Source organism: Pedobacter aquatilis, from assembly GCF_032678405.1.
In the GTDB taxonomy this organism is placed as follows: Bacteria; Bacteroidota; Bacteroidia; order Sphingobacteriales; family Sphingobacteriaceae; genus Pedobacter; species Pedobacter aquatilis_A.
Genome location: NZ_JAVTSJ010000004.1, coordinates 407,687 through 431,216 on the forward strand (window position 1 = coordinate 407,687; position 23,530 = coordinate 431,216).

Sequence of the window (23,530 nt, forward strand, 5' to 3'; positions counted from 1 at the left end):
GAATTTAAGGGGCAGTGCTAGTATGAGAAATACTCGTTTCTGCTTTACCGATCTGGTTCCACACAATAGAGATTGAGAAATGAAGAATCCTTTGTACATATGATATTTGGTTAGTTGATGCTCATCAGACTAAATTAGCTTATGTAGGATAATGGAATTCATGCTGTTTTCTTTATAACCTCAGGTCAAAATCGTTCTATTTTTAAGCAAAAATAGCTTTATTAATTTTTAACTTGTTTGTAATGAGTTGATTGCGTTGTGATGAGTCCGATTATGCTAGATGCGTCCGGTGTGCTGACTTGGGGGATAGCCATATAACTGTTTGAAACATTTTCCGAAATAGTTTATATCCTCGAAACCAGATTTAAAAGCAACTTCACTTACGGTGTACGCTCCTGTGGAAAGCAAATTTGCAGCATGTTTCAATCGAATGAGCCTGATGAACTCCACGCCGGTGAGGTTAGTTAGTGCTTTGATTTTTTTCGTAAAGCCACTTCGGCTCATTGCTACCTGTTGATTAAGCTGTTCAACGTTAAGCTGGGGATTATCTATATTTTCTGTTATGTATTTAATAAGTCCTGAGATAAAGTTTTCCTCTTTTTCAGCTATTTTTAAATCTATTGGCTCGAAGATAATTTCTTTCTGAAATCTCGAGCGCATTTTTTGACGGTTTTCCAACAAGTTCCATACCCTTGTTTCAAGCAAATTTATACTGAAAGGCTTTGATAGGTAATCATCGGCCCCAGCGTTTAATCCCTCGATCTTGAAAAGTGCTTCACTTCGTGCGGTTAATAGAATGATGGGAATATGACTGGTTAGGGTATCAGACTTCAGGATTTTACTTAGTTGCAAACCGTTCATTTCAGGGATCATGACATCACTTATGATTAGGTCAGGAAGTTTTGCCTTTGCGAGTTCTAAGCCTTCTTGTCCATTTTCTGCAGTAAATACCTCAAAGTCATGCTCAAAAATTAGCTGAATGAAATTATTCATTTCAGTATTGTCTTCTATAATTAATATACTTAAAGGATGGTCTTCTCTCTCAATAACCGCCGATTTTCGTTCACCGAATTGTTCAGGGCTTTCTGTTGGAAGGAGCGGCTGCATCAAAAAATCATCCTCAGTATTGATCGAGCTGATCTCATGCTGCTCCAGGTGCTGATTACCCATGGGGAGATGGATAATAAAACGAGTATAGCCTTGTGATATACTTGTTTCTGCCTCACTGATGAGATCAATTGTCCCGTGATGTAGCTCAATAAGTTTTTTCGAATATGATAAGCCCAAATGAGAGCTGGCCATCGAATCGTAATAACTCTCACGGCCAGAAAAGGGGCTAAATAAGGTTTTAATTTTATCTTTTGATATGCCAATACCATTATCAGTTATGGCTATTTCAACATGCCCGGAATATCCCTTAGATTGGATGATATTTATAGAGATGTTAATGACACCAAATTCATGCGTAAATTTTATCGCATTTGATATAAGGTTGAACATTACTTTCTCAAGCTTTTCATTATCAAACCAAGCTAAAAGTTCATTGTATTTGCTATCAAGGGATAGCAGGATACTCTTTTTATCCGCAAGCTCAGAAAAGGCATCCTTTACTTCCCTCAGGAAAGCAACCAGGTCCTGTTCTGAGGCCGCCAAATGTAGCGCTCCGGCTTCAAATTTTTGGCGATCCAGCAATTGATTGACTAGTCTTGAGAGCCTTGTCCCATTATCCTGCATGAGTTTGAGTTGTCCATAGATGCGCTTGTCGGCTGCAGATAATCTCAGTAGTCGCTCAATAGGAGAGAGTATCAGCGTCAGGGGCGTTTTGATTTCGTGAGAAATATTCGTAAAAAAATCAAGCTTATCCTTTGCAAGGGCTAGATCCTTTTCCCTGCTGCTTTTCTCAAATGACAATTGGCTTTTTAGCCGCATGGTACGTTTTGTATAGTATATATAAGCATAAATTCCAGCCATCGCGAGTCCAATATAAAGCAGATAAGCATACCACCGTTGATACCATGGGGGAAGTATAACTATTTTCAGAGACCTTATCTCTCTACTCCATATGCCATCATTATTAGCTGCCTTAATATGAAAAGTATAATGGCCGGGCTTAAGGTTAGTATAAGTCGCTACGGGATCATTAGAATATTGCCAGCGGTTTCCGGCAAAGCCTTCCATGGAGAAAGCAAATCTATTCTTTGTGGGATTTATAAAACTTAAAGCCGCGTATTTGATACTAAAATAGGCGCTGTCGTAGGGTAGTGTAATTTCCCTGGTCTCATCTATTGCTGTTTTGAATGGAGCGTTTGCCTGACCTGCAGAGACAGATTTATCAAAAATCAAAAAGTCAGTGAATACAACCCGTGGCTGATATTGGTTCACTTTAATTTTAGCAGGATTAAATACGCTAAGCCCATTAATACCCCCAAAAATTAACAGGCCATCCGGTGTTGCCAGGGAGCTATTTGTAAACTGGTTGCTCTGTAGCCCGTCACTTACATCGTAATCGCGTATAATATAATCGCGACTGGAGAATGGAAACTGAAAATTTTTGAATACAAGCAGGGATAAACCCTTGTTGCTGCTAAGCCAGAGCTGATTCTTTCCCTGCGCTAAGATTTGCTGTATACTGGCATCATAAAGCCCTGCAGCTTTATCAAGCCCATAAAATTTACCGCTCTCCTCCGATAGATAATTTAGTCCACCACCATCGGTACCAATCCAGAGTCTTTTTTGCAAATCCCTCCTGATACTCAGGATAGAGTTCGAGGAGATATGAAATGGCTGGCTTGAGCTAGCCGAATAGGATTTAACAACCCTTGTCTTTTTATCCAGCCTGTATAAACCCATCATTCTGGTGCCTATCCATAGGTATTTTTCATCCTGATACAAGGCAGTTATCTGTCCAAACAGCTTATCATTACTATTGTCCGGGGAAAGATAATGCGCAGTTAGTTTTTCATTGCTAAGGTAATAAAGTCCGTCGAAATTAGTACCCACCCAGAGTCCATCACCATCTTTGAGTAACACGTAATTCCTGATCATCCCAGGCCGCAGTTTTACTGCCTTTAGCTCAATTTTTTTGAAAACATGTGTCCGCTTATCAAAAATCGCTAGTCCTGAGGCAGTTCCTAACCATAGTTTATCTGGCGAAGAATGCGGGGCAATTGATTTGATACTGGCTGGATTTCCCTGCATGATATCAGACTTGTTCAAAAAAAACTGATTAGCAGAAAAATCTTTCGATACATGATTAAGCCCGCCTTCATCGGTAGCCACCCAGAAAGATTGATCCGGATCTTGATAAATGTTGTTTACAATGCCGTAGGATAGGCCGTTTTTGTCGCCACCCCTAATGCCAAAATGAAAGAAATTCCCCGAGGTCGCTGTGATAAGGCTAATGCCTCCATTATAAGAGCCCAGCCAAATATTGCCTTCCCGGTCTTTGATGATACAACGTACTGAGTTTTGGCCGATAGTCGTTAAATTATTGCCATCAGACTGATAAGCTTCAATGGAGTTTAAAGGCCTGGATATAATATTTAATCCTTCTTTGGTGCCAACGTATATGGTATGGACATCAGTTTCTATAACATCCCTTACCGTATTGCTTAATAGTCCGTTATTTTTAGAGAAATGAGTCGTTTTTTTTTGATTTACCTCCAGTAGATAAAGTCCGGAGGTTTCACTGGCAATCCAATAATTGCCCAAATGATCCTGCGTTACCTTTTGAATAACGCTATGCAAGAGTTCAGGATATTTTTCCAATCCAATGTCCGGGAGTGAAAATCGCCTGCTACGAAGGTTGTAAACTTTTAAACTATCATTATTTCCCAGCCATAAATTTTGCAATCGATCGATGTAAAGTGACTGCACGGCAGAGCTGCATATCCCTGAAGGCTGAAAAGTATTTTGTTTACTTGTAGCCTTCAAAACGTATAGTCCGCTGGTACTGGCGGCCCAGATATTGCCCCGATCATCCTCTTTAATGTCCATTACCTGATACACATTTGGAGCACCCTCAAACTTATACCTCAGAAAATTATTGCTATCAGCATTGTAGCGGTTGAGCCCATTTTGGGTACCTACCCAAATAAAACCCTTGCTATCTTCAAAAAAGCGTAGCACCTGATTATTTCCAGGTGTCCTTGTATCCATCGGATTGTATGGATAGCTATGAAAACCCAAACCATCATAACGTGTTATCCCGGCATAGGTGCCAACCCAGATGTAACCTTTTTTATCCTGCAGCAAACTCATCACCACATTATGCGGCAAGCCATTATCAACAGTAATTCTTTTGAAGCTGATTTTTTGTTGGCTACGGCTTTGCCCATGATGCATGAGCATGAACACCAGAATCAGAAATCCGTACTTGACCAGCAGTCTGGTAAACGCTGCTATAGACCCGCTGGTAGAAAAGTTTAACATGCTGATATTAAAAAAACAATTATCACTCCTAAATCGCTATACAAATAGTAAGCCGTTTATAAGATAATACCCGGCTAGCTAAAATTAAATTATTTTCTTAACAAGCAAGAATGCATGACTGAAACAAAAACGGCTAAAGACCTCTATCCAGATGCACGTAACCGCCATCAACATGAATAAGTTGACCGGTAGTGTGACTGGAACGCTCTGATAGTAAAAAAGTAACCATATCCGCTATTTCTTCCACACGCGTCATCCTGTTTTCTAAGGGGATGTTTTTTACAATATTTTTCAACTTTTCCTCAGGATTTTCAAAAGATTCGAGCCACTTATGGTATAGCGGCGTTAAAGCTTCAGCTACAATAACCGCGTTAACCCTGATGTTATAAGGCAAGAGTTCCACAGCCCACTCCCTGGTCAGGGCATTCCTACCACCATTTGCAGCAGCATAGCCTGAGGTTCCACCCTGACCGGTTTCAGCAGTCTTACTACCGATGTTTACGATCGACCCACCACTTATCTTTAAATATGGAAGTGTAGCTTGGGCAAGCAGATAGTAATGGATCAAGTTTTTATGCAAAGAATCCAAAAAGCTTAAATAACTTCCTTTTTCCAAGCCCACACCATCATTTACCCCGGCGTTATTGACCAGTCCATCGATACGGCCATATCTTTTTGCGATCCTGCCGGCGATATCATTGATTTGACTGGGACTACTTAATTCCGCCTGAATTGAGTCCGCCCGCAGGCCAAGCAATCTAATGGAATCTACCAATGCTTCGTTATCCAGTTCATTTCTTCCAATGATAATGGGAATGGCATGCTCAGCCGCCAGCCCTTTAGCAATGGCAGCGCCAATACCCTTAGCGCCACCGCTAACTAAAATCACTTTATCTGCTAAATTTAAGTTCATATTTATTTTTTTTATTTTTATTCAGGCCAAAGCTTATAAGCTAACACCTCTTTTCCAGGGAATAAAATCATCCTGATTAAGGGCTACAGCCTTCGGAATCTCAGTCCCGCTGGCAATTTTAATACAATATTCTAACAATGCTTCACCCAAAGACTCAATGCTCTGCGTCCCGCTAATAACGCCCCCGGTATCAATGTCAATGATATCATTCATCCGTAAGGCCAATGCAGAGTTAGTCGCTATTTTAACTACCGGACAAATCGGGTTTCCTGTGGGAGTACCCAGCCCGGTCGTAAAGAGAATAATCGTAGCCCCGGCCGCTGTTTTCCCGGTTGTTGCCTCAACATCGTTTCCCGGCGTGCAGACAAGGCTTAAACCTGATTTGGTGGCAGGCTCTGTATAATCCAGTACATCAACAATAGGCGAGCTACCAGCTTTTTTAGCCGCTCCCGCAGATTTGATCGCATCAGTGATAAGACCGTCGTTGATATTTCCCGGAGAGGGGTTCATGTAAAAACCGGAACCGAGTTTGTGGGCCAGCGCATCGTACTCGCTCATAAGCTTAATGAATTTATCGGCAGTTGCTTTATCTACGGCTCTGTCAATTAAGTGCTGCTCAACGCCGCAGAATTCCGGAAATTCTGCGGCAAGCACCTTACCACCCAAAGCCACCACCAGATCAGCGCAATGCCCAACCACAGGGTTAGCGGATATACCACTAAAGCCATCGCTGCCGCCACATTTCACCCCTATGCATAGCTTATCCAATCCTGCAGCACTTCGCCCGGTTTTATTCACGGCTATTAATCCCCTCAGCGTATCACGTATAGCTAGGCGAATGAGCTCCGCTTCGCTATGGCTTTGCTGCTGTTCGTGTATAACCAGTGGCTTGTCAAAGACCGGATTCGCCAGCTTCAAATCGTGCAGAAAATCCTTTACTTGAAGATGCTGACAACCAAGACTTAGTAGGGTGACCCCGGCGACATTTGGATGATTGGCATAGGCTGCAAGAAGTTTACTCAAGCTAGCAGCATCGGCCCTGCTTCCGCCACATCCGCCACTATGGTTCAGGAACTTAATGCCATCAATGTTCTTGAAAAACCTTGATTTCTTTGACGATCGGTCTGAGTGGAAGTCTACATCATTTAAATCAGTTCCTAGATCAATGGCCTGAATAAGTTGCTGGGTGTAGTCTTTATATTTGTCTCCCACAGCATAGCCAAGCTCGTTATGAAGCGTTTCCTTAATGATATCGAGATTACGGTTTTCACAGAATACGGTTGGAATGAATAACCAGTGATTTGCAGTTCCCACTTCGCCGTTGCTGCGATGGTAGCCATAAAATTTGGTATCCTTAAATTTGCTTACATCAGGAGCTTTCCAGAATGGCTTTACACCTCTAAATGAGTAAGCCCCGGCGGCATGTTTAGTATTCTCAACGCTCATTCTGCGACCCTTCTGTACCGGACACTGCAGTTTTCCGACAAGCATACCATACATAATAATTTCATGCCCAGCCTCCATATCTTTGCTGAAAAACTTGTGTTTGGCAGGTATATTTTCCAGAATCTGGTAAGGAACACCCTGATGGATTACCATCTGCCCGGCATTTAAATCCTCAAGGGCCACGATTACGTTATCGTTCTCGTTAATTTTTAAAGTTTGTGTTTTCATGAAAAGCGACTTTTTCTATTTTTTTTCTGACTTATACCAAAAAGCACGACAACAGCAAAGCAAATAAGGGGGATGAAATAAGCGGTATGAATATTACCTGTTAAATCGGATATGTAGCCTAGACCTAGTGGCAGAAGAGCGCCACCAACAATAGACATAACGATAAGCGATGAACCAAGTTGTGTATCAGTTTTAAGGTCAGAGATCCCAATAGAGAAAATAGTTGGAAACATGATGGACATGAAAAAGGCAATGGCGATTAGGGCATAAACCGTTAAAATGCCATGAAATAGGATGACGAGTAAACATAAGCAAACACAGCTCAAACCATAAATAATAAGAAGCTTAGCTGGCTGGATAAATTTCATTAAAAACGTTCCCGCAAAGCGTCCCAGCATGAAAGCAAGACCTGCACATCCCGCATACCAGCTCGCCTGGGCAGTGCTTAAATTGGTAGCACTGGTGGCAAAGCGAATAAAGAAGCTTAATATGCAAACCTGTGCACCTACATAAAAAAACTGGGCGATTATTGCCTGCCTTAACCTTTGGCTGTTGAGAACCCTGCGAAATCCATTGGCCTTAGCGAAATGATTTGGCTCTTTTACTTCGGGTAGCCTGGTAAATAGAAACAAAATGATAATTAAAATTAATGTTATGCCAATAACCAGATAGGGTCCTTTAACTTTTGCAGCCTCAGCTAAGAGGTGTTGGTGGAGCTGAGCCATTGATGGATTTTCCTGTATAGGCGCCTTATTTTGTTCACTGAGTATAAATTTCCCCCCTAGTATAGGCGCCAGAAAGGCCGCCAACCCATTGAATGATTGTGCCAGGTTTAAGCGCCAGGTAGCGTTTTTGGGATCACCTAATATGGTGATATAGGGATTTGCGGCAGTTTCCAGGAAAGTTAATCCAGAGGCAATAACGAATAAAGCAGCGAGGAAATAAAAGTACTTTGCGGTATCTGCCGCAGGTAAAAATAGAAATGCACCAATAGCAAATAAGCCCAGCCCTAGAAGAATACCGTTCTTATAACCAAATTTACTCACAAATAGGCCTGCAGGTACAGCCATCAAAAAGTAAGCGATGAATACTGCGAAATCTACCAGAGCGGTTTCAAGATCAGTAAGCCTAAAGGCTTGTTTTAAATGCGGGATTAAAACCGGATCGAGGTTGTGTATGAAACCCCAGCCAAAGAATAGGCTGATGATAAGTATGAGCGCAAAAGGAGATGCTTTTTCTTTAAGGTTTATTTTTCCGGAAGCTGCTGCCGATTCAGTCTTTATCATATTTAGTTCATTATTCGTATATTTTTATGCCCAGTTTATCCGCATTACCTTTTCAGATGTTTCTCAAGGTTATTTTAGATTAATAACTTGGTGCATAGCCTTAATAGTATTTGTTTAGCTGAAATGCACTCTTAATTCCTAGGCCATAGCCTTGCAAATAAGTTAATTTTTGCAGGCGAAAATTAAATGATATTGTCCATTCAATAAATCAAAAGGCTCTCCTGCTTAAACGCGGCAGCTGGAAAAAGGAGTATAGAAATTGAACATATCATTGAGGGTATTCTCCACACACTAAATAGAATTCCATCTTAAACACTTAAAATGGCTTTTTTCGCTCAATCATTTGCCTGTTGGATTTACTTTTCCTTTAGTGAGAAGCGTTTATTTTGTCGATGATAGATATAACGGGATTGATAGCGAAGCCCCGTTCATAATTGGTTAGCAATGGGTTGCATCGGAGGATGCAGCCCATTACCTTTTATAAGCCATCTCACATTGCGCTCAGCGATAGAGAAGCCTTTTTTTCTTTACTATCTGGACATTTGCGTTAAGTTTTGAGATGCTTTATCCTCGTAATTTGCAATTGGGATGACTAAACAGTGTTGATAAGGCGGGTAAATAACCTCTCGTTGCCTGCTTTTACCTGCAAGCTCAATCCATAAGCCTTTTATATGATTATGATATCAAAATACAACATCTTATGTATCCTTCTTTTTTTTGCATTTTCTTCGGTGAGCTTTGCACAGAGTTATTCTGGTTGCGTAATCACCGGGGTTGATTATGCGATTCGGACAGATTTTCCAGTCTATGAAACGCCGGCGGGTACTAGCGAGACTTATTCCGCTTCAGGCTGTTCGCCGAGTGGAGCCAGTAATACGGTGTATATCTATAACAATAGTTCAACTTCGGGGAATATAGGGTCAAGGTGTTATAACATCAGTCCTTCACCTTCGAATATTAAAAATTGCAAAGTTACCGTCAGTGGTATTGGACGATGCGGCTATATAGCCCGTTTGGATATTGTTCAGTGCTCACTGGATAACTATGCCTGGATTATGCTAGGTCTATTGGGTGCAGCTGGATTTTATCTTATACGGATGAAATCATGAATTATCCAACTTGCTTTTAGATAAAAATAGGTATGATAAAATACAACACAAAATACCCTTCAATTGATGACTTGAGAAAGAAATCGCGGGCTCGCTTACCAAAATTTGCATTTGAATACCTTGATGGTGGTTGCAATGAAGATGTTAATTTAGTTCGCAATACTGAAGACATCAGGGCAATCGAATTATTACCTTTCTACCTCAGGAACTTCAAGGAGTCTTCGTTGAAAACAGCGCTATTTGGCCATGAATATGATGCCCCGTTTGGAATCGCACCAGTCGGACTGCAAGGACTTATATGGCCCAACGCACCTGAAATTCTAGCTAAAGCAGCGCTCAAACAAAACATTCCCTTTGTGCTAAGCACGGTAAGCACCGCCTCAATTGAGCGGATTATGGAGCTAACTGAAGGAAAAGCATGGTATCAGTTATATCATCCGGCAGAAGAGGTGATAAAAGACGATTTATTGAGAAGGGCGGAAGCATCGGGATGTAAGGTCCTGGTTTTACTTTGTGACGTTCCCAGCTTTGGTTACCGTCCCCGAGATATTAGAAATGGACTGGCGATGCCACCTAAAATGTCCCTGAAAAATATGCTACAGATAGCAACTCGGCCAAATTGGGCGCTCCAAACCTTACTCCATGGGCAGCCCTCGTTCAAGACTTTAAAGCCATATATGCCAGCTGGCTTAAGTATGAGACAGCTGGGTTTATTTATGAATAAGACCTTTTCAGGAAGATTAAATGAACAGAGAATTGCTGCAATACGAGATAGATGGAAAGGCAAAATCGTACTTAAAGGTGTTGCAAGCGAGCAGGATGCCCAGATGGCTTTAAATCTAGGTTTGGATGGTATTATCGTATCCAATCATGGCGGTAGACAACTTGATGCAGGACAATCCTCCATAAAACCCTTAAGTGAGATTGTACCAAAATTCAAGAATAAGCTGACAGTGATGATGGATAGTGGCATTAGATCTGGGCCAGATATCGCGAGAAGTATTGCTGCTGGAGCAGAATTTACTTTCTTAGGAAGAACCTTTATGTATGGGGTTGGCGCTTTAGGTACTAAAGGCGGAAACCACACCATAGAAATATTAAAAGTCCAGCTCAAACAGGTAATGGATCAGCTTGGTTGCAGGAGGGTTCAAGACCTACCAGGACATCTCGCAACTTGAGCGTTCAAGAAATACTGTGTCGCAAATGAATGCGATGTAATCGACTTAATTACAAAGATATTTTACGGTAGATCTTGTGCCTTTTTGTAAAAATTTCCTAAATGTTGTTGGCAATTTAACCTACAGGAAGAATTGTGGTTTGCAAATTATCGGCAGTAGAAGAATCATATTGCTGATAATTTGCCTTTTATCCATTTACTTCTCCTTAAAATAAAGATTATCCATCTTTATTTATAGTAAGTTAAACGAGTGGCTACCTTGGTCGATTATTTTTTCAATAACGGCAGTAATGACGATGTGAGGAAACCATCAAGAGAATCAAGCTATTTTTTATTCTTTTTAAAATCTTTTGGACTATAACCAAATTGCTTTTTAAACTCCCTGCTAAAATATTTTGGGTCATTAAAACCAACCAGATAGGCTATTTCCGATATAGCATAGGTTTCATTTTCCAGTAAGGTTAATGCCCTTTTTAATTTAACTGATTTGATAAAGTCGTTAACGGATAATTCTGTTATTGCACGGATTTTCTTATAAAATACCGGGGCGCTCATCCCTAATTCACTGGCAAGTTCCCGAACACCGAAATCCTGATCAGCCATACGTTTTTCAATACATGCTACAGTTTTTGCCATAAAAGTGTTATCAATTGGACTTACTGCTATGTTTAAAGATTGAAGGTTTGCCTCGCTGTTAAACTTTTTTCTCATATTTACCCTCGACTGTAGCAGGTTACGGATATTTAGTTTCAACAGAGCAGTACTGAAAGGTTTGCTGATATAACTATCTGCCCCTGATTCCAGGCCATCGATCTGGTGATCTTCAGCAGCGCGTGCTGTTAGCAGAATAATGGGGATATGGGAGGTTCTTTCATCCTGTTTTAGTTTTTGGGTTAGTTCAAGACCGTCCAAAACAGGCATCATGACATCACAGATAATTAGATCAGGAAGATGCTCTGTTGCAAGCGTCCATCCGATCAGTCCGTTTTCAGCTAATAGTATTTCATATTGATCGGCCAAAAGAGTAGATAGGAGTGCCTGAATTTGCTGATTATCGTCAATAATTAATATGGTCTCTTCACAAGTTTTTTCCTTAGATTGATTAGTTAGTGGGCGGGACGGAGTTAAATCATACGCTTTAAGGCTGGGATGATGACTAATGGATGGATGTTGATGCTTACTGGTCCAATTTTGGGAAGATTTAAGTTTTACTAGAAAAGAAGTATAACCATCCTTACCATTGCGGGCCGGTGTGCTTTCAACCAGGATTTCCCCTTCATGAGCTAAGACAATGCTTTTTGAATAAGCCAGGCCTATCCCTGATCCTATGTGGTTGGATTCAAAGTTGTGAATCTGAAAAAAGTCGCTAAATAATTTATCGCGGTTTTCCTGAGGAATACCAACGCCGTTATCGGTGATGGTTATGCAGCTGTATTGCTCATCGGTTTTTATCTTAAAACTGATCTGTCCACCATCTTTTGTGAATTTAAATGCGTTGGAGAGTAGGTTAAAAAAAACTTTTTCCATTTGGGATTTATCAAAGTATATTTCCTGGCTACTGCAATCGCTCGAAAAGCTATAATCTATATTTCTGCTTTCTGCTAAGCTTTTAAATGCGTTGAAAATTTCGATACTAAAAGCAATCAGTTCACCCTTGGATAGCTGAAGTTTAAAGTTGCCGGTCTCAATTTTACGGAAATCCATAAGTTCATTAACAAGCCGCATCAGCCGGTCGGCATTTTCCTTGATGGGTCTGATCTGAAGATTCAGCTCGGGCTTGTCCTTGGTCTCTTCGAGTAGCGACTCCAGGGGCGCTCCTATTAAGGTAAGCGGCGTCCTTATTTCGTGGGATACATTGGTGAAGAACTGCAGTTTAATCTGCTGGATTTCTTGCGTTTTCTTCAGCATTGCTTTAGTGAAAAAATAGCGGAGCGTTAGAAACAAAATACAAGCTGATACCAGGAAGTATAACAGGTAAGCCCACCAGCTTAGCCAGGGTGCTGGCAGGATCTTAATTTTTAAGCTTAAAGCTTGCTTGCCAGGGGTGCCATCATTGTTAAAAGCTTTAAGGTGAAAAATATAGCTGCCGCCTTGTAAATTGGTATAAGTTGCACTGGGGATATCGCTGGTTATCCATGACTTGTCATAATCTTGCAGTTTATAACTGTATTTGTTCTTATCTGATTTGATATAATTCAAGAGGGCAAATTCAATGGTAAAATGGTTCTGCTCATGGTTGAAGGTAAGTGTTTCTGTATTGTTGATGTCTTGTTTAAGTATTTTACTCTTATCATTGACCGACACGGATTGATTGAAAAGTTTCAGGCCACTCAAGACAAGAGGCGAGTGAAAGTTATTTTGCCCAATGTCTTTAGGGAAAAAAGAGGTCAGCCCATTGATGCCGCCAAAAAATAATTGTCCCTCGCTATCTTTGAATGAAGACCTGGCATTGAATTCATTACCCGCCAAGCCATCACTTTTAGTGTAGTTTCGAAATCTTCCGTTCAGCGGATTGAGCTCGGACAGACCATTGGCCGTGCTGATCCAGAGATTTCTGTTGTTATCTTCAAGCACGCCCAGAACATTGTTATTGATCAGGCCATTTTTGAGCTGAAAGTTTCTGGTTTTATTTTTATTGATATTGTAAATATGTAGTCCTGTAAAGTAGGTTCCTATAAGAATGTCTCCGGCGGCATTTTCGCTAATGTAGTTAATGTACTCGGATTGAAATTCAGGAAGATAACCAAGAGATTTTCCAAAGGAGCGTGGTTTTTGGGCTTTAAAATCATAACAGAATAATCCGGCGGGGGTGCCAATCCATAGATTTTCATTCCTGTCTTCAAACAGGCAAGTGATTGCTTTTGTCCGGAGATATTTTTCCAGCGGACTCTTACTGGTTTGTAAAGGATAATTTCCATTGAATCGTTTTTCTAGATAACTGAGGCCATCATATGACCCTATCCAGATTTTATCCTGCCTGTCTACTTCCAGGGCAACGATTTCAGCTGTTCCAATTGTACCGCTGCTGCTGCGGATGTTTTTTACACGTTTGAAGACGCCACTTTCAGGATCAAAGATGTGAAGGCCGCCGCGATGAGTGCCCACGATGAGTTTATCGTTCAGCGGGGATGCTTTATGGATAATTTTTATCAGGTTTGAAGAAATACTGGTGCTATCGTCAGGATTGTTTTTATAGGCTTTGAACCGGTTTGCCTGGCGGTCATAATAGTTTAATCCGCCACCTTCTGTTCCAATCCAGAGATTTTGATGATCGTCTTCAACAATGGAGCTTATAACATTTCCAGAAATGCTGGATACGATACGGCTATTTCTATAGACTTTAAATTGTGTGTTGATGGGGCTTACCACATTCACGCCGCCATAATAGGTACCAATCCAGGTATTTTGGTTACGGTCAACAAATAAGTTATGTATAGAGTTATGGCTGATGGTTGTATTAATTAGCGGGTCATGCTGGTAGTTCTCAAAGCTTTCCCGTCTGGGATCCATAATACTAAGTCCATCCTGGGTGCCTATCCAGATTTTTCCGTTACTGGCCATTTTTAGCTCACGAATGTCGTTATGGATCAGTGAGTGTTCCAGCTCGTTATTATGTCGGAAGGTTTTACAGCTTTTCAAAGCCTTGTCAATTTTGAACAAGCCGTTTATTGAACCCACCCAGATGTTATCTGCTGCGTCCTGGGTTATAGCTGTGATGCTTATCGGGGGCAATAGTCTTATTTTTGTATGTGCATATTTTCCAGCATCAGGGTTTATACATATTAAGCCATTCTCTGTCCCCAGCCAGATGTTGGATTGCCTATCCTGAAAAATAGCATTGATATAATTGACCGGGTCCTTGTGATTTGATGTGAAAAAGAAGGTTTTAATTTTTATTTTTCCATGCTGATAGGATAAAAGATTTAATCCGCTATGGGTCCCTATCCATATATTTTTATCACTGTCCTGGAAAATTATCTCTACGTTATTGCTACTTAAACCCTTGATAGGCTTAAAATTATCCAAACTACTGTCATATAGATTCAATCCTCCGCTGGTTCCAACCCAAAGCCTTCCTTTATGATCTGTCAACAGGCTAGTTACTTCTCCAGGGAAAATACTAGCCGGATCTTTTGGATCATTTTTATAAATCTTAAACCGATAGCCATCATATCGGTTTAAACCCTGCCGTGTTCCAAGCCACATAAATCCGGTACTATCCTGGGCGATGGACATGACAGAATTCTGGGAAAGCCCATTCTCTACAGTCAAGCTTGAAAAACTTATGCTTTGCTGTGCATCTACCCTTTTTGATAAGATAAATAATAATATAAGGAAGGTTAGTTTAATGTTTTTGAGACTGCCCATTATTACCAGACAAGTTAAAAAAATAATCACTTGAAAACTTATCCCAAATTAGCTCATTAATGAGTAATAGTAGCTTATTTTCTTATAATTAGATCGATCTATCGAATTTTCTACCCATTCATTTACAATATTCATCTTTTTTTTCTGTCGAAAAGTTCAGTTTTGGTTAGTGTCCGATAACCGGGTACTATGGCTCTTACAGAATGGCTATCCGTTTTACTGTGCGTAAGTATGGCAAATGAGAAACCTGATGGGTAAAGGCCGATAACTAACCAAATTTCTGCAGCTTATCCGATGAGCGCTGGAACTAACAACTATTAACCAATAACTAATGAAATGTAACTTATTGACTAGGTGGCTTATGCTTGTCTGCATAGGAATAACCACGTCGTTCTTTTCCTGTAAGAAGGAGGAACCCACATCAGACATTTACACGCTGAGACAATGGAAGTCAGTAGAACTGACGCCTGCAAGCATCGTACCGGCAATCAGTGGACGAACCGATCATGCAGTAGCTGTCTTCTATTTAATGACAGATAATAAACTCCATTATTACATCTATTTCGATAAACCTTTAAACAATTCCGATACACCAGGTCAGGCGGTAATTTATACAGGTGTGGCAGGGACTGCAGGTACTGTTCTGATTAATCTGAACAACAGCGCGTTTGATGCCAATAGGGAAGTCAAGGGAGCAGTTGATCTTTCTGCTTCAATTATTTCGGAACTGAATACAAAGACTGTGTATCTGCAGATATCGTCTGCACAACAAGCCAGTGGATTAGTCCGGGGACAATTAACATCATACTAACCATAGCTGTAAATTATGAAGAAAAAATATACATTTATCAGCCTTAAATCAATCTTAGGATTATTATGCATGTTTCCTGCTTTGGTTTATGGACAAAAAAAGGACTCAATAGCTATAGATAGCAGCATCATTAAAAAATTTGATTCTGGTACCTTTCTAAATGCTGAGGTCGGTAGCTGGCATGGCGTTATTAAAAAAGCAAACCTGGTAGGGGGAGCATCTGCGATATATGCTGAAGAGATAAATACGACGCCTGTTGCCAATATTTCAAATACACTTGCCGGAAGATTAACCGGATTATTTACACTGCAATCATCAGCCCGCACTGGATATGATGCAACCTCACTCACCCTTAGGGGACAGACACCCCTTATTGTAGTTGACGGGGTGGTCAGGGACTTCACGAGTTTCAATCCTGCCGATGTGGAATCTATTACAGTATTAAAGGATGCTTTATCTACTTCCATGTATGGAATGCGCTCAGCGGGAGGTATTGTTTATATTACAACCAAGAAGCGTTCGGCCTATTTACCCTTGTCGATAAATTTTTCTGCAGAATATGGTAAATTGCAAAACCTTTTTGTTCCTAATTTTATTACAGCTGGCGCTTATGCAAGGATTTACAATGAAGCACAAAAAAATACAAATCCTAATTCTGTTCCGCTCTACAGCGATGCACTGATCAGTGCCTATGATAATAATAGTAATAATCCTTTCTTACAGCCAAACAATAATTGGTATGATTTGGTGTATAAGAAGAATAGTGCACAAAAGCGATATAATTTAGGGATAGCCGGTAATTCTAAGGCTTTCAAATATTATGGTAGTCTAGAGCATTTCGCCTCGGATGGTAATTTTGTCACGGATAGTAAAAATACCTATAACACTAATAATTATTATAAGCGCTATGCTTTAAGGACAAATGCGGAAATAAATTTTAACGATGATATTTCGCTAAGCTTAAAAATTTTCGGTTCAATAGAAAACAACAATCAACCTGGAGGGGCGATCTCGGCGTCGAATTTGTCATTGACTGCTGCTACAGGCATTATGAATTCAATATATGCAACTTCTCCTTTAGCCTACGCAGTAAAAAATCCTGATGGCAGTTATGGGGGAACAGCTGCAATTACAAACAATATCCTGGCCAGTACAATTAATTCAGGGTACATTTTAACGACAGGTCGTACTTTGACCTCTGATGTTGGCCTGAAATATAAACTCGATGATATCGCTCAAGGCCTTTGGGCTCAGGCATCGCTCTCCATTAATAATTATTATAATGAGAGTATTCTAAAAACCAAAACCTATTCTATATCCTACCCAACGGTAAATGGCAATACGGTCACTTACACGAAATCTGGTGTTGATGGTAATGTCGGCCTTAATACGGGTTCATCCATAGTGGTAAACCAGGTAAAACAGACCTATTATAATTTTATGCTTGGTTATCAAAAGGATTTCAATGCGCATCATTTAGATCTACTCGCTACTTATAATGGTGATAACACTAATGTAGTCATTAGCCAGTTGAACAATATATTCAAAACTGCCGGCCTTTCACTCAGGTATAATTATGATGGTAAATACCTGGCAGAATTTTCAAATGCTTACAGCAGTTTTAATAAATATTCAAGCGATAATAGGTGGCTTTATCTGCCAGCAGCTGGCTTAGGATGGATTGTTTCAAAGGAAAACTGGTTTAGCCCTTCATTTATAAACTACTTTAAGATTAGATCAACCTTTGGCCTCACGGCGAGCGCCAATTCATCGGATTATTTCTCCTACATCCAAAGATATTCACTCTCAGGTACGGGTTATGTTTTTGGTACCGGGCCAACAGCTGTCAGCGGTGCGACAGAAGGAAGTCTGGCCGCAACCGGTGTCGGCGCGGCGAAGGCAAACAAATTTGAGCTTGGACTTGACGCGGCCTTTGTAAAGAACAAACTCAATTTTGGTTTGACTTATTACAACAATAAATACTATGACCTGTTAATTTTCAGGCCATATACGAGTAGTATTTTGGGGAATGCCTACCCTGCCCAAAACTTGGGAAGCAAAAGGTATTCAGGAATAGAAGGAACAGTAGATTTTACCGGGAAAACAGGCAATTTTGGTTATAAGCTTGGGCTGAACCTTAGCGCTCAAAAAACAAGGGTACTGGATGCTGCAGAGCAGAATTTGCCAAACAGTTACATGTATACTGCGGGACAGGCAGAAGGGGTTTTTGGATACGAGGCCATCGGGTTTTACAAAAATGGTGAAAATGAAACCAATACACCGACATTGCTTGGTTACAGTCCATTAGCAGGTGATATTAAATATCGGGATTTGAATGGGGATGGGGTAATTTCTGAACTGGATAGAAAAAGGATTACTACAGTTAAGCCCTTCATTTTTGGTGGCCTTAGCTTTGCCTTCAATTTTAAAGGCTTTGATTTGACAGGTTTGTTTCAAGGTGTGACCAATAGACAGGTATTGTTATCTACCAGCGCTATGCTAGCTTTAAATAATAATACGGGGTATGTATTGGATTATACCACTGAAAATAGATGGACACCAGTCAATCAGGAAAATGCCACTCTTCCTCGCCTTACTTTAGGAACCAATGTAAATAATAGTTTAAGCTCTACTTTTTGGTTAAGAAATGCAGATTATCTAAGGTTAAAGAACTTAGAATTAGGCTATACCTTTTCAAAACATATCAGCACTAAGCTTCGAGTTCAGAAACTGCGTTTTTTTGTGAACAGTTACAATTTATTTACTTGGTCTAAACTTGACTTTGATCCGGAGTCCTTTGTAAATGGCTTCTCCAACCAGCGGGTAATTAACGGTGGGGTATCATTAACACTTTAGCAAATTTTTTATGAAAAAATATATATTAATGAGTTTGGTCACAGCGATGCTGATGACAATATGGAGTTGCAAAAAGCTTAGTGAGGATTCGCCGCTTGAAATTGTTGGTAAGGACATCGTATTTGATAAAACTGATTCCTTGGGCGTGAATGCAGAAAGATTTTTAAATAACATCTATGCCGGCCTGCCTAATGGTTATAACAGGATTAATGGAAATATATTGGATGCGGGTACGGATGATGCTATACCCAGTGCAGTCGGAGATGCCGTACAGTATTTCAGTAATAATGGCATTAGCCCTTCAAATATTGTTGATACAGTTTGGACAAAGAATTACAGAAATATCAGAAAAGTGAATGTCTTTCTGGCAAACATAGACATTGTACCGCTGAATCTTTCAGGGTATAAAAACAGGTGGAAAGCTGAAGCACGTTGTTTACGGGCGATGTCTTACTTCGAGTTGATCAAGCGATGGGGTGGCGTGCCTATTATAGGTGATAAAGTGTATGGTGCAAGCGAAACAATTGATGTGCCTAGAAATACCTATCAGCAATGTGTGGATTATATCCTAAGTGAACTGGACATAGCAATGCCATATCTTTTAACGGCAAATGCCAGTGTAAACGGAACATTTACGGCTAACTTTTATGGCCGCTTCGGCCGTGGAGCGGCTTTAGCCTTGAAAAGCCGGTTATTGCTCTATGCAGCCAGTCCTTTGAACAATCCAAATAACGATTTAAGTAAGTGGGCAAGTGCAGCGGCTGCGGCAAAGGCTGTCATGGACAGTGTTTCTGCAGCAAAATTCACTTACGCCCTGAATAATACTGCTACTACTGCACATTATACTACTGCGAATTTGACGCCGCTTGTTCCATCAACCGCATTAAGTGCTTACACCACTAATGTAAATAAGTTCCTGAGCATATTCAGTACCATAAGCAATAACGAGATCATTTTGCCATACATGGCCTCGATTAATTCCGGTGTTGAATCGAGCAATGATCCGGTAGGTTACACAAGAGCTAGCGGGGCAGGAAAAACGAACCCAACCCAGGAACTTGTCAATGAATATGAAATGGCAAATGGCCGGTTAATTTCAGAATCCGGTTCTGGATATGATGCTTCAAAACCTTACTACAACAGGGATCCCCGTCTTGCTGGCACAGTGATGTTCAACGGGCTGTTTTGGCTGAACCGAAATGTCGAAACTTTTGACGGAGGGCTCGACAGGCCTTTTGGTTATGGCAGGGTAACCAGGGGGGAAACCAGGACGGGTTATTATATGCGCAAGTTTATGACCAGTAATGCCAGTTCAACATCTTATTCAAATTATCCACATATGTTCCCAATTTTAAGATATGCTGAAATCTTGTTGAACTATGCTGAAGCTCAAAACGAAGCAGTAGGGCCTGATGCAAGCGTGTATGCCGCGGTGAACGCGATCAGAACCCGTGTAGGGATGCCCAATCTTGCTACCGGTTTAAGCCAGGTGCAGATGAGGGAAAAAATAAGGCATGAAAGAAGGGTTGAATTTGCATTCGAAGAGCACCGCTTCTGGGATATCAGAAGATGGAAGATCGCTGGTGCAGTACTTAATGGAATCTTGCATGGTGTTCAGGCTATCAATACTGCAGGTGTTGTCAATTATACTGTCGTTGATGCGACGACGACAAAGTTTGATGAAAATAAAATGTATTTGTTCCCGATACCCCTGAACGAAATGATCGCTAATAAATCCATGGTTCAAAATCCAAACTGGTAAACCTCAAAATGAATCATATGAAAAAAATTATAAATGCAATAATATTGCTCACTTCGCTTATGATCTGTAATAAGGCGATTGCGCAGACAGGAAAAATAATTACCGGCCGGGTTTCTGATGGTAAGGGACCTATCCCTGCAGCCACAGTTTTTGAAAAGGAATTTACAACTAATGGCGTAGTAAGTGATGAAAATGGAAATTTTAAGCTGAAGCTAAGAGGTAACCAAAGCATCCTCATCATTAAATCCGTTGGTTTTCTATCCCAGGAGATCAACGTTTCAGGCAAAGAAAATATCAGCGTTGTTTTAAAAGAAGATGCGAAAGGTCTTGAGGAAGTTGTCGTGTTGGGGGTGGGCCAGACGGCAAAAAAAATAACGGTCACCGGAGCAGTGAGTACTATTTCAGGTGATAAAATCCGTCAGAGCCCTTCTGCCAGTTTACAGAACAGTTTAGCTGGCCGTTTACCTGGATTCTTTTCCCAACAGCGTAGCGGACAGCCAGGAAATGACGGTGCTGCATTTCAGATCCGTGGCATCAGTACTTATGCCGGGGGAACAAATCCGCTTATTATCGTAGATGATGTTGAGGTAAGCATAGACCAGATAAGTGCGATAGACCAGAATGAGGTTGAGAATGTAACCATTTTAAAGGATGCTTCCACGACTGCCGTTTATGGTATCAGAGGGGCCAACGGAGTAGTTATTATAACCACTCGCCGGGGACAAAGTGGTAAACCCATGCTGAATTTCAAAAATGAAAGCGGTATCCAAATGCCAACACAGCGGCCTGTTGTCAATTCAGGTTACGTAACTTTAAATTTATTGCGTGAGCGATTGGCCGGAACTTACACAAACCCGCTGAGTTCCTACAGTAACTTTTTCGCAGGAGATAACCTTAATCATTATTTGATCAATGATGATCCTTATAATTATCCTAATGTAAACTGGTGGGATGAGGTGATCAAAAAGGTAAGTTTACAGAACAGGATTAATTTCGATATATCAGGCGGTACGGAAAAGGTTAAATATTTCGTTAATCTGGGTTATTTATATCAGGGTGGTTTATTTAAGGATTTTTCGCAGGATCAGGGCTATAACTCAAATTACCTGTATAACAGATATAATTTTCGTTCCAATGTAGATATTACGCCTAATAAAACCCTGAGTATTAAAGTTGATTTATCCGGGCGTTTTGGTGTCACGAACGAACCTAATGATAAGCCATGGAATAATGGTGGTACAACCTTCCAGTATTTATGGAATGGAGAAATTTCCTCGTTTTTATATCCTATATACTGGCCAAATGGTCTTATTGCCAGTTCAGCATCCTCGCAGACCAAGCCAAATCCTGTAGCCAACCTGACCTACTCTGGGTATAACCGGACTTCGAGCAATAATATTGCGGTGGCGACCAGTGCAACCCAGCGTCTAGATGCTATTACACCAGGACTTTCAGCAAACCTTCTGGTATCTTATACTGGTGATTATAGCTTCACAAGAAGCCTTACAAGGGCATCGAATGAAATTCTAGCTTACACCTATGATCCGGCAACACAAAAGTATAACCCAACGACCGCTAATTTATACCGGATGGGGGTACTAAGCAGAGGGTCTTCTACTTCATTGACAAAAAGAAGTATGAACTTGCGGGGGGGCTTGAATTATAACCGTGATTTTGGCGATCATAATGTAAGCGCTGTTGCACTGTTAAATCAAACACGTACTAATATTCTGCCGGTTGGTTCCTCGACAGTTACCTTAATTGATCCTTATAATATTCAGGGCTTTACCGGGAAGGCAAGTTATGCCTATAAGCAAAAATATTTGCTCGACTTCACAGCTGCTTACAACGGATCTGACCGGTTTAGTAAAAATAACCGTTTTGCCTGGTTTCCTGCGGCAAGTGTGGGATGGATTTTAAGCGAAGAAAAATTAATAAAGGATAATCTAAAATTCATCAATTTCTTAAAAATTAGAGGTTCTTATGGTTTAACTGGTAATGATAATATCGGGCAGAGTAACCTGGTTTATCAGAAGAGTTATACGACAGGGGCTAGCGGTATTGTTTTTGGTGAGACCCCTCAGAGCTATTCGGGGATAATCGAACCTACACTGGCTAATGAGAATGTGAAATGGATGACGGTAAAGGATTTTGATATCGGTATGGATGCCAAGTTTTTTAATGCTAAATTAGCTTTGACATTCGATTATTTTAATAAACTGACCAGGGATATTTTCACAACCCCTGGACTGGTTCCGGCGACATTCGGCGCAGCTTTGCCGCCTTATAATTTAGGCAGGGTTCATAATACGGGCTATGAAATAGACTTAACATACAGGGATAAAATTGGTGCTAATTTCGAGTTCTTTGTGAATGGGAATATGACCTACGCTAAAAATATAGTACTCTATCGTGATGAACCGGCTTATTTGTATGATGGTTTAGCGCTGACCGGAAAACCGGTCGGTGCGGTCTTCCAATATACCGCAGATGGCTTTTATGAAAGTTTAGCCGACTTATATAGTTCGCCTCGTTTAGCAGCTTCAACACCGCTGTCGACGCTGCAATTGGGCTCTATAAAACTGAGGGACCTTACCGGTGATGGCATAATTGATGCAAATGATAAACAATATATCGGAAATAATAATCCGGCCTATACAGGAGGCCTGAGTTTCGGTTTTTCATATAAAGGGTTTGATATCTCCACACTCTTTCAGGGGAATTTCGATTACATCATCAACATGACCCGCGGTGCACTTTCTTATAACAGACCTGATAGGATTTCTGTGCCCTGGAATGCCAACCGATGGACACCAGTCACTGCCGGCTCGGCTACTTTTCCCGAATTATCCGGTAGTGCACAAAATGCCTTTAGTGATGCAAGTGCCTTTTCTTCCACTTTTTGGTTTGTTCAGGGAGATTTTGTCCGCTGGAAAAATTTTGAGTTAGGCTATAGGTTTCCTTCGTCATTTGCCAAGAAATTGCATGTGAATAATATTCGTGTTTATGCAAATGGGTATAATTTAGGTCTGGTTTATACCAAACTTCCAACCTTCATCGATCCGGAGTCTGCATTGACTTCGAGTGCCGGAGAATACCCTCAGCAGCGGGTGCTGAATTTTGGGATTCAATTTGGATTATAA

The 23,530-nt window shown here is 40.7% G+C and carries 10 protein-coding genes; 5 read left to right on the forward strand and 5 right to left on the reverse strand.

The annotated features are described in order from the left end of the window. Positions 1 to 276: 276 nt before the first annotated feature. From R2R71_RS13250 to fucP, 4 genes are all read right to left on the reverse strand, one after another. Entirely contained in the window at positions 277 to 4,431 is a 4,155-nt protein-coding gene (locus R2R71_RS13250; protein ID WP_316831751.1) for a two-component regulator propeller domain-containing protein, read from the reverse strand. A gap of 133 nt (positions 4,432 to 4,564) precedes the next feature. Next, entirely contained in the window at positions 4,565 to 5,344 is a 780-nt protein-coding gene (locus tag R2R71_RS13255; RefSeq protein ID WP_316831752.1) for an SDR family oxidoreductase, read from the reverse strand. Positions 5,345 to 5,377: 33 nt separating this feature from the next. Beyond that, positions 5,378 to 7,018, reverse strand: coding sequence for an altronate dehydratase family protein (locus R2R71_RS13260; protein WP_316831753.1), 1,641 nt, complete (start codon positions 7,016 to 7,018; stop codon positions 5,378 to 5,380). Next, positions 7,015 to 8,304, reverse strand: a complete 1,290-nt coding sequence (gene fucP, locus R2R71_RS13265; RefSeq protein ID WP_316831754.1) for an L-fucose:H+ symporter permease — start codon at positions 8,302 to 8,304, stop codon at positions 7,015 to 7,017. Before fucP ends, R2R71_RS13260 begins: the two co-directional genes overlap by 4 nt. A gap of 1,141 nt (positions 8,305 to 9,445) precedes the next feature. Between fucP and R2R71_RS13270 the strand changes: the two genes are divergently transcribed. Beyond that, a complete protein-coding gene (locus R2R71_RS13270) occupies positions 9,446 to 10,591 on the forward strand; it encodes an alpha-hydroxy acid oxidase (RefSeq protein WP_316831755.1) in 1,146 nt (381 codons plus the stop codon). A gap of 323 nt (positions 10,592 to 10,914) precedes the next feature. Here R2R71_RS13270 and R2R71_RS13275 read toward each other — a convergent pair whose 3' ends face one another. After that, complete coding sequence (locus R2R71_RS13275; protein ID WP_316831756.1) at positions 10,915 to 14,958, reverse strand: two-component regulator propeller domain-containing protein; 4,044 nt, start codon at positions 14,956 to 14,958, stop codon at positions 10,915 to 10,917. Positions 14,959 to 15,289: 331 nt separating this feature from the next. Between R2R71_RS13275 and R2R71_RS13280 the strand changes: the two genes are divergently transcribed. From R2R71_RS13280 to R2R71_RS13295, 4 genes are read left to right on the forward strand one after another with little or no spacing between them, the layout of a single operon-like run. Further along, positions 15,290 to 15,769, forward strand: coding sequence for a CHRD domain-containing protein (locus R2R71_RS13280; RefSeq protein ID WP_316831757.1), 480 nt, complete (start codon positions 15,290 to 15,292; stop codon positions 15,767 to 15,769). Positions 15,770 to 15,784: 15 nt separating this feature from the next. After that, positions 15,785 to 18,625: a SusC/RagA family TonB-linked outer membrane protein gene (locus tag R2R71_RS13285; protein WP_316831758.1), complete on the forward strand. Its 2,841-nt coding sequence runs from the start codon at positions 15,785 to 15,787 to the stop codon at positions 18,623 to 18,625. Between the two features lie 10 nt (positions 18,626 to 18,635). Continuing rightward, positions 18,636 to 20,387 carry a RagB/SusD family nutrient uptake outer membrane protein gene (locus tag R2R71_RS13290; RefSeq protein WP_316831759.1) on the forward strand — a complete coding sequence of 584 codons (1,752 nt, stop codon included), beginning with the start codon at positions 18,636 to 18,638 and terminating at the stop codon, positions 20,385 to 20,387. Positions 20,388 to 20,404: 17 nt separating this feature from the next. Continuing rightward, complete coding sequence (locus R2R71_RS13295) at positions 20,405 to 23,530, forward strand: TonB-dependent receptor (RefSeq protein WP_316831760.1); 3,126 nt, start codon at positions 20,405 to 20,407, stop codon at positions 23,528 to 23,530.